The organism is Sinorhizobium sp. (genome assembly GCF_059070375.1).
On record NZ_JCACWC010000003.1, the window covers coordinates 2527468 to 2539496 of the forward strand.

A 12029-nucleotide genomic window follows, 5' to 3' on the forward strand; every position below is an offset into this window, starting at 1 on the left:
TACCGCAATGCGCCGGCCGCGCGGAAAGAGAAAATGGTAGCGCCTGCGCGGGCCGCCGCACCTGCGCCTCGTCAGCTGCCGAGATGCAGGACGATCTCGCGGCGGTGCGGCCGGTCGCGGTGTTCGAAGAGATAAAGCCCCTGCCAGGTTCCAAGCGCCAGGCGTCCCTGCATGACGGGGATGCCGAGCGAAACCTGTGTGAGTGCCGCCTTGATATGGGCCGGCATGTCGTCCGGCCCCTCCATCGTATGGACGATCCAGCTCATCGAGCGATCGGAGGACGGCGGTACCAGCCGGTGGAAAAAGGCATGGAGGTCTCGCTTCACGTCCGGATCGGCGTTCTCCTGGATGATCAGCGAAGCGGAAGTATGACGGACGAAAACCGTGAGCAATCCTTCGTCCACGCCGGACGCGCGCACGAAGTCGCCGGCCGCGGCCGTGAACTCGTAGAGCCCCTGCCCTTTCGTAGATATGGCGATGGCGGTCTGCGCCATTCTCCCCTCCGCGAGCTTCCGGGCGCTGCTGTGACCCCGCATGTCCATTGACGTCCGGGGCCTGTCTAGCATCCGGTTCGCCCCATGACTTACGGGATCGTACCGCAGGCTGCAACGCCGTTTCTATAGTTCGAGGAAAGCCTCGAACCCGCCATAGATCATGCGCTTTCCATCGAAGATGGACTTCCATTCGTCGCCCTGTAGTCTCGGATCCGCCATCACCTTGGCGACGATCGCGTCCCGGTCCTGACGCGACCGGTAGACGATCCACGAGAAGACGACGGTCTCGTCGTCCTTTGCCTGAACCGCGCGCGGGAATGATGTGAGTTCGCCATAGGGCACGTCGTCTGCGAGGCATTCGACGTAATTGAGCGCGCCATGCTCCTTCCACACCGCACCCGCCGCGCTCGCCAGCTTCTTGTAGGCCTCTATGTTGGCCGTCGGCACTGCAACGAGAAAACCGTCCACATACGCCATTTTCGTCTCCTCCACGTTGACATCACAAGGACGATCGAAGAGCGCAGGATCCGACAGGGGGACGACATTTTGATGGCTGCCGTCATCCGCTCGCGTCAGGAGCCGCAGCCGCGCAGCTGGCGCGCGTAGTTCGCAGCCATGCCGGATGCTCTCTTGGCGCCTGCCTTTGCCGTATCACTCCAGTTGCCGCGGGCGTAGCCGCTGTGGCCGTGGTAATAGGCGATATAGAGCCGGTAGGTATCGTTGAGAGCGATGCCGTTCCGCTGGTGGCTCTGATTGTGATACCAGGCGATAAAGCGGATCGCGTCGCCGAAATCCGATCGGCGCGCCGTCCACCGGCCAGTCTCGGACTGATAGCGCGCCCAGGTGCCGTCAAGCGCCTGCGAGTAGCCGTAGGCCGACGAGACCCTTGTCCACGGGATGAAGCCGAAGAGTTTCGTGCGAGGCGGCCTGGCATTATGGCGGAAGCCTGACTCGGCATAGATCGTCGCCATCAACACCGGGACCGGCACGCCGTATTCGCGCTCTGCCGCGTAGGCAGCCCTGCGCCAATTGTTGAAAAGACCATCTCGCTGCTCGAAAACCGCACAGGCGTTCCGGGTCTCTCTCGGCACCGTCCCGCAGCCGGCCAACAACAGGAGGACGACGACAAAAACGCAACGCATCGCGGAACCTCTCGTTTGCGAGAGGTTGATAAGACGTAAATCTTAAGGATCGGTTTTTATGCGTAGGCGAAGTGGGCTACCCCTCTCCTCGGGTTAGAATCCGAGCTCCCCCGCAGGCGGGGAGCGGGCGAACGACTCCGTTCGCCCCTTGCGGGGAGAAGGCGCCGGCAGGCAGATGAGCGGCGATCCGGAAGCGCTCGATCAGAGCGTACCGATCAGTTCGCGGTAGGCGGCCTCCGGGAAGGCCTTCAGCGTGCGCGTACGCACATTGCCGTTCATGCCGAGCGTGATAGCGAAGCGCGCAGCGACTGCGTCGTCAGGCGCTTCGCAGATCGCAACCATGTCGTGTTCGCCCATCGTCAGATAGAAATCCTTGAAGGAACCGCCCATTTCCTCGAGCTGCCTCCTTGCCGCATCGAGCCGCTTCGGCGACTCGCGCACGTTCCTGATACCCAGCTCGGTCCAATTGAGAAGCAGAACGTAAGTCGTCATCTCACACCTCCCGCAAAGCATCCCGCCTTCGGCCGAAGGCGCTCAAGGATGCCCTGTATCTGAAGAATACCGCAGCGCATTCGCGCACTCATATGCGGCCTCGGAACGCCAAGTTCCCGGCGATGGGAGGGAGCGACCTTCTCTGCCGCAACGCGCAAAGTATAAAGCATTTCGAGGAAAACGAGGTACGGTTTTGCGCCACGCCCGGCGCACAAAGAAAGCCGGGCGCTAGATCCAGGCCCGGCTTCGTTACTTCTTGGAAGGTCCTGGGATCAGCTGTCCAGGAACGAGCGCAACTTGCGCGAACGGCTCGGATGCTTGAGCTTGCGCAGCGCCTTCGCTTCGATCTGCCGGATGCGTTCGCGGGTGACCGAGAACTGCTGGCCGACTTCTTCCAGCGTATGGTCGGTGTTCATGCCGATGCCGAAACGCATGCGCAGCACGCGCTCCTCGCGGGGCGTGAGCGAGGCGAGCACGCGCGTCGTCGTCTCGCGCAGATTCGCCTGAATGGCCGCGTCGATCGGCAACAGCGCATTCTTGTCCTCGATGAAATCGCCGAGATGCGAATCTTCCTCGTCGCCGACCGGCGTTTCGAGCGAGATCGGCTCCTTGGCGATCTTCAGGACCTTGCGCACCTTTTCGAGCGGCATGGCGAGCTTTTCCGCCAGTTCCTCCGGCGTCGGCTCGCGGCCGATCTCGTGCAGCATCTGGCGAGAGGTGCGCACGATCTTGTTGATCGTCTCGATCATGTGCACCGGAATGCGGATCGTGCGGGCCTGGTCGGCGATCGAACGGGTGATCGCCTGCCTGATCCACCATGTCGCATAGGTCGAGAACTTGTAACCGCGGCGATACTCGAACTTGTCGACCGCCTTCATCAGACCGATGTTGCCTTCCTGGATCAGATCGAGGAACTGCAGGCCACGGTTCGTGTACTTCTTGGCGATAGAGATCACCAGACGAAGGTTGGCCTCGACCATCTCCTTCTTGGCGATACGCGCTTCACGTTCGCCCTTCTGGACCATGGATACGATGCGGCGGAACTCGGCAATGGAAATGCCGGTCTCGGTGGCAAGGTTCTGGATCTCCTGGCGGATGTCGCGGATCGTCTGGTTTTCGGCCCTGGCAAACTCCTTCCAGCCCTTGCCGGCGAGATTGCTGATCGACTTCATCCAGTTCGGATCGAGCTCGGCGCCGGAATACTGCTCCAGGAACGCCTCACGCTTGACACCATAGGATTCGGCCAGGCGCAGGAGGCGGCCCTCGTTCTGCGTCAGGCGCTTGGAGATGTCGTAGAGCTGCTCGACCAGAGCGTCGATGCGGTTCTGGTTGAGCGACAGCGACTTCACGGCCTTGATCAGCTCGTCCTTCAGCTCCTTGTAGCGGCGCTCCTGCGCCGGCGACAGAGTGCCGGTCGCGGCAAGGCGCGCTTCCACCTGCTGGTCCTGCAGCTTACGGAGCTTCTTGTACGTTTCGGCGATGACGTCGAGCGTCTCCATCACCTGCGGACGCAGTTCCGCTTCCATCGCGGCGAGCGAGAGGTTCGACTCGTCGTCGTCCTCCTCTTCTTCTTCGGATGGCTGGCCTTCGCCGCCGACATTGGTGATGTCGTCGTCGTTCGCCGCAGCGCGGGTCTTGCGTACCTTTTCCTTCTCTTCCGCAGCCTTGCGGTCGGCTTCGATCTTTTCCGGGCTCTGGAACTGCGGTGCAGCCTTTGCCTCGGGGCCGGAATAGGTCGTCTCGAGATCGATGATCTCGCGCAGAAGGGTCTGACCCTCGTTCAGCTCGTCGCGCCAGATGATCAACGCCTGGAAGGTAAGCGGGCTCTCGCAAAGCCCGGCAATCATCGTTTCGCGGCCGGCCTCGATACGCTTGGCGATGGCAATTTCGCCTTCGCGCGAGAGAAGCTCCACGGAGCCCATCTCGCGCAGATACATGCGCACCGGATCGTCGGTGCGATCGGTCGGCTCCTTCTTCTTGCTGGCTGCAAGCGCGGTGCCGCTGGCAGGCGCGAGTTCGCCGCCTTCGCTTTCGCCCTCGTCGGCGCCGTCATCGTCGTCGCTGGCGGCAGCCTCCTCGGCTTCCTCGTCCTCGATGACGTTGATGCCCATGTCGGAAAGCATGGACATCGTGTCTTCGATCTGCTCGGAAGTCACTTCTTCGGAGGGCAGAACGGAGTTGAGCTCGTCCATGGTCACATAGCCGCGCTTCTTGGCGGCCTTGATCATCTTCTTGACAGCATCGTCGGAAAGATCGAGAAGCGGACCGTCCGGTGCACCTTCACGTTCAACGTCGGCTTCTTCGTTTTCTTTGACTTTTGTTGCCATTTATTCGTCGCTTTCCTTGTCGCAACCGGCCGGCGCCCGGTAATCAATGCTACTCGGAGGTCCGGGCACGCCGCGTACCCGCCACCGATTATTTCCCCTGACGTAACGGGATGATATTTAATTCCTGATTAACCACGACAGCGATCGCGGTGAACGGGCAAGCTTCGACAGTCCTGCCACTGAAACGTCCCTGGCATGATTTCCTATCCGCCGTACCATGTCGCCATTTCTGCTTGAAATGGTGATTCCCAGAATTTTTGATCCCGTCAAGCATTTCCGGTGAAAAACCGCGCAAATCGGCAAAAAACGCTCATTGACGGGATTTTGCGCTGTTTATCAGCTTTCGCTCAACATGTAGGAGCGCCCCAAAGAAAGACAAGGGTTGCGCGATTTTTCCGGAAGAATCCTGATGGCAGTCGATCGCGACCGCGACTCCGTCTACCAGTCCATCACCACCTTGCCGGAATTGCCCGAGCGCATCGCCTCGAAGCCGTCGCGAAAATCGTCGATGCCGATCCGGTGGGTGATTATCGGCGAGAGGTCGAGCCCGCCCTGGACGAAGGCGATCATCTTGTACCAGGTCTCGAACATTTCGCGGCCATAGATGCCCTTGAGGTTGAGCATCTTGAAGATGACCTTGTTCCAGTCGATTTCGAAGCCCGCCGGTGCAATGCCGAGGATCGCGATCTTGCCGCCATTATTCATCTTGTCGATCATATCGCGGAACGCGGGCGCGGCGCCCGACATTTCCAGCCCGACATCGAAGCCCTCGGTCATGCCGATCACCCGCATGACGTCGGCAAGATTTTCCTTCGAAGCGTCGACGACGTGGTCGATGCCGAGCTTGCGCGCGAGATCCAGACGAACGGGGTTGATGTCGGTAATCACCACCTTGCGGGCACCGCAACGCTTGGCCACCATCGCCCCCATGATGCCGATCGGCCCGGCACCGGTGACCAGAACGTCCTCGCCGACGAGATCGAAGGAGAGCGCCGTATGCACGGCGTTGCCGAAGGGGTCGAAGATTGCGGCGATCTCGTCCGGCACGTCGTCGGGGATCGACACGACATTATATTCGGGAAGGCAGACGAACTCGGCGAAGGAGCCGGGGCGATTGACGCCGACGCCGAGCGTGTTGCGGCAGAGATGCCCCCTGCCCGCGCGGCAATTGCGGCATTTGCCGCAGACGATGTGACCTTCTCCGGAAACGCGCTCGCCGACATGATGCTTGCTGACGGCCGGCCCGACCTCGACGACCTCGCCCATGAATTCGTGTCCGACGACCATCGGCACCGGGATCGTCTTCTCCGCCCATTGATCCCAATTCCAGATGTGGACGTCGGTGCCGCAAATTGCCGATTTCCTGACACGGATCAGGACGTCGTTCGGGCCGACTTCCGGCACCGGCACGCGCTCCATCCAGAGGCCGACCTCCGGCTTCGTCTTGACGAGTGCCTTCATCATGTTGGTCATCGCTCGATCCTCGCCTGTGCCAATTAGATCACCTCCAGTTCGCGGCCCACCTCCTCGAAGACCGCGATGGCACGGCGGACATCCGTTTCGCTGTGCGCCGCGGACATCTGCGTGCGGATGCGGGCCTGCCCCTTCGGCACCACCGGGAAGGAGAAGCCCACGACGTAGACGCCCTTCTTCAGCATGCGCGCCGCCATCTCCTGTGCGAGCGCCGCATCTCCAAGCATGACCGGAATGATCGGATGGCCCTCGCCGGCAAGCGTGAAGCCTAGCCTCGACATCTCGCTCCGGAAGAGCGCCGCGTTTGCGTAAAGACGGTTGCGCAGAGCGTCGCCGTCTTCCATCAGCTCGAAAACCTTGAGAGAAGCGGCCGCGATCACGGGCGCGAGCGTATTGGAAAAGAGATAGGGCCGCGAACGCTGGCGCAGCCACTCGACGACATCGGCCTTCGCCGAGGTATACCCGCCCGAAGCGCCGCCGAGCGCCTTGCCGAGCGTACCGGTAATGATATCGACCCGTCCTTCGACGCCGCAATGTTCGGCGGAGCCGCGGCCATGCTTGCCGACGAAGCCGACCGCATGGCTGTCGTCCACCATGACCATGGCGTGGTATTTCTCAGCCAGATCGCAAACGCCCTGGAGATTGGCGATGATGCCGTCCATCGAAAAGACGCCGTCGGTGGCGATCATCTTGAAACGGCTGCCTTCCGCCTTCTTCAGCTCCTCTTCCAATGCTGCCATGTCGTTGTTCGCATAGCGGAAGCGCCTCGCCTTGGAGAGGCGCACTCCATCGATGATGGAGGCATGGTTCAGCGCATCGGAGATGATCGCGTCGTCCTCGCCGAGCAGCGTCTCGAACAAACCGCCATTGGCGTCGAAACAGGAGGAATAGAGGATCGTGTCCTCCATGCCCAGGAAGGAGGATATGCGCGCTTCGAGCTCCTTGTGCTCCTCCTGCGTGCCGCAGATGAAGCGCACAGACGCCATGCCGTAGCCGTAACGGTCGAGCGCGCTCTTCGCGGCTTCCGCAAGCTCCTCGCTGTCGGCGAGGCCGAGATAGTTGTTGGCGCAGAAATTCAGGACGCGCTCGCCGGAAGCGACTTCAATCTCGCCCGACTGCTTGGAGGTGATGACCCGCTCGGACTTATAGAGCCCGGCCTGCCTGAGGCTTTCGAGTTCCGAACGGAGATGGGAGAGGAAGGCCGTGGTCATGGGCTGCGTGCTTTCGAGACAAGAACTTCATTTCACCAGTCTAGACGACTAGCACGATGGCACTGCTCATGGAATCGGTTTCGATGCTGCGCCCACGCCCGCACCGGGACGAGGGCGGTTCCATCATCCCGCTTCGACTTCAGCCCTCGAACGCCTCGATCACGGCGAGAAACGCTTCGCCATATCTCTCCCGCTTGCTCTCGCCGATACCGGGAACGTCGAGCAATTCGTCGAAATCGCGCGGACGCCGCTTGGCGAGAGCGATCAAGGTCGTATCCGGAAAGACGACATAGGGCGGCACGTCCATCTCTCGGGCGAGAGAGAGGCGCTCGGACCGGAGCCGCTCGAACAGTTCGAGATCGGATCCCGCGAGGTCCGATCGTTCGCCGGTCGCCTTCGACCCGCGCGCGGCTTTGGCCTTGCCGGAACTCGGACGGTCCTTGCGGAAGAGCACCTGCCGTTCGCGGCGAAAGACGCTGCGGGCCTCGGGCTCGAGCTTCAACGCTCCGAAGGCGCCGTGGTCCACGGAGATCAGCCCGGCGGCGAGCAGTTGCCGGAAGATCGACTGCCAGGTGCGCGCCGGCAGGTCCTTGCCGGCCCCGAAGACCGGCATGTCGACATGGCCGAAGCGCTCCGTCTTCTCGTTCACGCTGCCCGTAAGCACATCGATCAGATGGCCGGTTCCGAAGCGCTCTCCGGTCCGGTAGACGGCGGCAAGCGCCTTGATCGCCGCTTCCGTGCCGTCCCAGGTCTCGACGGGCTTCAGGCAGGTGTCGCAATGACCGCAGCCGCCCGGATGAGCCTCACCGAAATGCGCGAGGATGGCCTGGCGCCGGCAGCCTGCCGTCTCGCAAATGGCAAGCAGCGAATTGAGTTTCGCCCGCTCGATGCGCTTGATTTCCTCGGGCGCACCGCCCTCGTCGATCATCCGCCGGCGCTGGATGACGTCGGCCATGCCATAGGCCATCCACACTTCGGAAGGCAGGCCATCGCGACCCGCCCTCCCCGTCTCCTGGTAGTAGGCCTCGACCGAGCCCGGGAGATCGAGATGGGCGACGTAGCGCACATCCGGCTTGTCGATCCCCATGCCGAAGGCGACGGTTGCGACGAGGCACAGATTCTCCTCCTTCAGGAATGCATCCTGATGGGCGTCGCGCGCCGCCCGCTCCATGCCGGCATGATAGGGAAGTGCACGGATGCCCTGTCCATCGAGCCATTCCGCCGTGTCCTCGACCTTCGCGCGCGACAGGCAATAGACGATGCCGCTTGCATCCTTGAAGCGCGACAGGAAGCGCAGCAATTGCTGGCGAGGCTGATCGCGTTCCACGATCTCATAGGCGATATTCGGTCGGTCGAAGCTGGAGGTGAAAACGCGCGCGCCGCCGAGTGCCAGCCGCTCGATCATATCGTCGCGCGTATGGGGATCCGCGGTGGCGGTAAGCGCGATGCGCGGCACGCCGGGAAAGCGCTCGGCGAGGCAGCCGAGGCCGCGATATTCCGGGCGGAAGTCATGTCCCCATTGCGATACGCAATGGGCCTCGTCGATCGCGAAAAGGGCGATGTCGGCATCGGCGATCATTTCGGCAAAGCCATCGGTGACGGCGCGCTCCGGCGTCACGTAGAGGAGATCGAGTTCGTCTCTCGAAAGTGCGCGGCGGACCGCGATCGCCTCGTCCCGCGTCAATGAAGAGTTGAGTGCCGCGGCCCGGATGCCGAGCTGCTTCAGCGCCTCCACCTGATCGCGCATCAGGGCGATCAGCGGCGAAACGACGATGCCGACGCCCCGGCGGCAGAGCGCCGGGATCTGGAAGCAGAGCGATTTTCCCGCCCCCGTCGGAAAGAGCACGACGGCGTCGCCACCGGCAACCACATGGTCGACGACCGCCTGCTGCTGGCCGCGGAAGGTGGAATAACCGTAGATACGCTTCAGGAGATCGAGGGGATTGTTGAGGCCTTCCGTTTCGAACAGGCGGGCGGTGTTGTGGCTTTCGGGCATGGAATCGCTTTCATCGGGAGCACGCAGTATGGAGTCGCGGCTGATTGAAGGCAAACCGGCTCGGGCCGCTGCTCAACCGGCCCGTCGTGAGAGTATCGGCTAACGAGCCGCCGGGCCCTTGACGCGGCCGGAAAGCACGCCGAAGCCTTCGATGATCGCTTCGAGCTTGTCCATCCGGTGAAGCTCGAGCTGCACCTCCTCCATGGCGCGCACGAGCCGCTGACCCTGCTCCACGTCTTCGGACGCCGTGGCTTCCGCGATCTCGCGCTCGAGTTCCCGCTTCTGCCAGAGCAGCGCCTTCGTCCGCCGATGAAGCGTCAGGGCCTGAAGGTAACCTTCGCGTGCATCCTCCGGAGCCGCCGCCGCCGTTGCGGTCCAGAGCCGCGCATAGCGCACCTGCCGGTCCAGAGCGGCGATCAGCGTGGAGAATCCCTCCGCCTCGAGCTGCTCCATGAGGGTTTCCCGCGTGAGCCGCAATCCGTTCGCCGCCGCCGCGTTCAGAACCGCAGCCCAGCAGCGCTGCAGATCACGGTGGTCGAACTCGATCGTGGCAATCTCGTCATACTCGTCGAACAGCAATTGCGGATGATTGACGATCGTCAACGCAAGCACGCTCTCGCGAAGTACCGGCGGGCGAAGCGAGCCGCGGGCCTTCAGCATCTGATTGAGTTTGGAACTGCCGGCGGTCCCAGCCTCCACGGCCGCGCCCATGACCGGGTTGGGAGCCGGCGACCAGCCCCTGCCACCCTGCCTGCCCGCCTGCCTCCCGGCTCGCTCGAACGGCCGCCTTTCGCCTCTGAACGGCGCGCTCCCCTGAAGAAACGCATTCAGGCGGTCGCGCATGTCCTGCCCATAATGGCGGCGCACGCTCTCGTCTGCGATTACCGAGGTCACCTGCCGCAGCCGCGCTTCGAGTTCGGCGCGTTTTTCCGGCGTGTCGAAATCGCCGCCCTGCACCTCGCGCTGCCAGACCATGTCGGCGAGCGAGCGGGCATTGGCGAGCACCTTGTCGAAGGGCTCGCGTCCGTCATGGCGCACCACATCGTCCGGGTCCTTGCCCTCCGGCAACAGGGCAAAGCGCACGGACCGGCCCGGCTTCAAATGGGGCAGCGCGAGATCGACGGCCCGATGGGCGGCCCGGACGCCGGCGCCGTCGCCGTCGAAGCAGAGCACCGGCTGGGTCGTCATCTTCCATAAGAGATCGAGCTGATTTTCGGTCAGCGCCGTGCCGAGCGGCGCAACGGCATTTTCTATCCCCGCCTGATGAAGCGCGATCACGTCCATATAGCCTTCGACGGCAATGATCGTGCCTGCGCCGTCGGCACCCTGCGAAGCCCGCCGGGCGCGGGCGAAATTGAAGAGCACATTGCCCTTGTGAAAGAGCTCGGTCTCGTTGGAGTTCAGATATTTTGCCGGGGCGTCCGGCGACATGGCGCGCCCGCCGAAGGCGATCACCTTTTCTCGGGCGGACGGGATCGGGAACATGATCCTGTCGCGGAAGCGGTCGTAGGAAACCGGAATGCCGTCGCCGTGCACGACGAGGCCGCAGGCCTCGATCTGCTCCTTGCCGATACCCTTTCCGGCGAGAAACTCCTTCAGCGCATTGCGGCTGTCGGGTGCAAAGCCGAGACGGAACGTCTCGATTGTGCGGCCGGTCAGTCCGCGCTCGCGCAGATAGGCGCGCGCCTTTGCCCCGTTCGCCGTCTGAAGCTGATCCTGAAAAAACTGCGTCGCCAGTTCCATGACGTCGAGCAGGCTCGTACGTTCCCGCTCGCGCTGCTCGGCCTGCGGGTCCGGCTGCGGCATCGGGACGCCCGCCAAATCGGCGATCTGCTGCACGGCTTCCGGAAAACTCAGGCCCTCGAGCTCGGTCAGGAAGCGGAAATGATCGCCGGAAACGCCGCAGCCGAAGCAATGATAGCGGCCCTTGCGATCCTCGCAGTGGAAGCTCGGAGATTTCTCGCCGTGGAACGGGCAACAGGCCCAATAATCGCCGCGCGGAACATTGGTCTTGCGCCGGTCCCAGGTGACGCGCTTGCCGATCACGTCCGAAATGGGGACGCGGTCGCGTATCTCGTCGAGGAAGGACGGTGAAAAGCGCATGGTTACCTCTACCGCATGTCGCCCGAGCCCGTGCAGCGGCTTCGGGCAACGACATGCATGCAAACCTCCATATAAGCGGCATGGCCGAAGGAAGCCACAGGCAGCCTGCGCCTTGCCCGCTATTCACAGGCACGGGCTCGAGCCAAGGAGGTAACGCTTGTCGGCCGGCGCGGCGCGGGTCGTTTGCCGTCAGCGGCCTTAAGGAATGCGCGCCCGCCGGAGCGGGCGCTGCGGCTTACTTCAGGAGGTCCTTGACCACCCCGGAGGCCTTGCCGAAGTCCATCTTGCCGGGATAACGCTCCTTCAGGGCGTTCATGCACTTGCCCATGTCGCGCAGCCCGTGCGCACCGATTTCCGCGACGGTCTTGGCGCAGACTTCCTTGACCTTTTCCTCGGAAAGCTGCTCCGGCAGAAACTGGTTGATGATGGCGATTTCCTGCCGCTCCTGCTCGGCAAGCTCCGGCCGGCCGCCCTCGTCATAGACTCGGGCCGATTCCTCGCGCTGCTTGATCATCTTCGCGAGGATCTGCAGGATCTCGTCGTCGCCGACCGGGTCCTTGCCGTGGCCGCGATTGGCGATGTCGCGGTCCTTGATCGCAGCCTGGATGAGCCGGACGGTCGAGATGCGCCGGGTATCCTTGGCCTTGAGGGCTTCTTTCAGTGCATTGGCGAAATGCTCGCGCATGTCTTAACTCCATGTCGAAACCGACCCCAGGGCTCTATCTGCGGGGCCGGTTCGATGCGTCCATTTGTCATCGTCTTAAACCAGTGCGGCAGGCACAATCAAACGT

The 12029-nt window shown here is 62.7% G+C and carries 10 protein-coding genes; all 10 read right to left on the reverse strand.

Going from position 1 to position 12029, the window contains the following annotated elements:
- Positions 1-71 precede the first annotated feature (71 nt).
- The 10 genes from AC5J09_RS24200 to AC5J09_RS24245 all read right to left on the reverse strand — a co-directional run bounded on the left by AC5J09_RS24200 (position 72) and on the right by AC5J09_RS24245 (position 11923).
- Entirely contained in the window at positions 72-494 is a 423-nt protein-coding gene (locus AC5J09_RS24200; protein ID WP_494298702.1) for a secondary thiamine-phosphate synthase enzyme YjbQ, read from the reverse strand.
- Positions 495-617: 123 nt separating this feature from the next.
- The gene (locus tag AC5J09_RS24205; protein WP_029956413.1) at positions 618-971 is read right to left on the reverse strand and encodes a DUF1428 domain-containing protein; all 354 of its coding nucleotides are present in this window, start codon (positions 969-971) and stop codon (positions 618-620) included.
- A 95-nt stretch (positions 972-1066) separates the two neighbouring features.
- Positions 1067-1636 carry a transglycosylase SLT domain-containing protein gene (locus AC5J09_RS24210; protein ID WP_018095613.1) on the reverse strand — a complete coding sequence of 190 codons (570 nt, stop codon included), beginning with the start codon at positions 1634-1636 and terminating at the stop codon, positions 1067-1069.
- Between the two features lie 201 nt (positions 1637-1837).
- Entirely contained in the window at positions 1838-2128 is a 291-nt protein-coding gene (locus tag AC5J09_RS24215) for a GYD domain-containing protein (protein WP_003532955.1), read from the reverse strand.
- 272 nt (positions 2129-2400) lie between these two features.
- On the reverse strand, positions 2401-4455 hold the full coding sequence (gene rpoD, locus AC5J09_RS24220) for an RNA polymerase sigma factor RpoD (RefSeq protein WP_018095614.1): 2055 nt from the start codon (positions 4453-4455) through the stop codon (positions 2401-2403).
- A 438-nt stretch (positions 4456-4893) separates the two neighbouring features.
- Positions 4894-5928 (reverse strand): L-threonine 3-dehydrogenase, encoded by a 1035-nt coding sequence (gene tdh, locus AC5J09_RS24225; protein ID WP_018095615.1) that lies wholly within the window; start codon positions 5926-5928, stop codon positions 4894-4896.
- Between the two features lie 23 nt (positions 5929-5951).
- Complete coding sequence (locus tag AC5J09_RS24230; protein ID WP_494298703.1) at positions 5952-7139, reverse strand: glycine C-acetyltransferase; 1188 nt, start codon at positions 7137-7139, stop codon at positions 5952-5954.
- Between the two features lie 139 nt (positions 7140-7278).
- Positions 7279-9189, reverse strand: a complete 1911-nt coding sequence (gene recQ, locus AC5J09_RS24235; protein ID WP_494298704.1) for a DNA helicase RecQ — start codon at positions 9187-9189, stop codon at positions 7279-7281.
- 45 nt (positions 9190-9234) lie between these two features.
- Positions 9235-11238 (reverse strand): DNA primase, encoded by a 2004-nt coding sequence (gene dnaG / locus AC5J09_RS24240; RefSeq protein WP_411921648.1) that lies wholly within the window; start codon positions 11236-11238, stop codon positions 9235-9237.
- 235 nt (positions 11239-11473) lie between these two features.
- Positions 11474-11923: a GatB/YqeY domain-containing protein gene (locus tag AC5J09_RS24245; RefSeq protein ID WP_018095619.1), complete on the reverse strand. Its 450-nt coding sequence runs from the start codon at positions 11921-11923 to the stop codon at positions 11474-11476.
- Between the last annotated feature and the right edge of the window lie 106 nt (positions 11924-12029).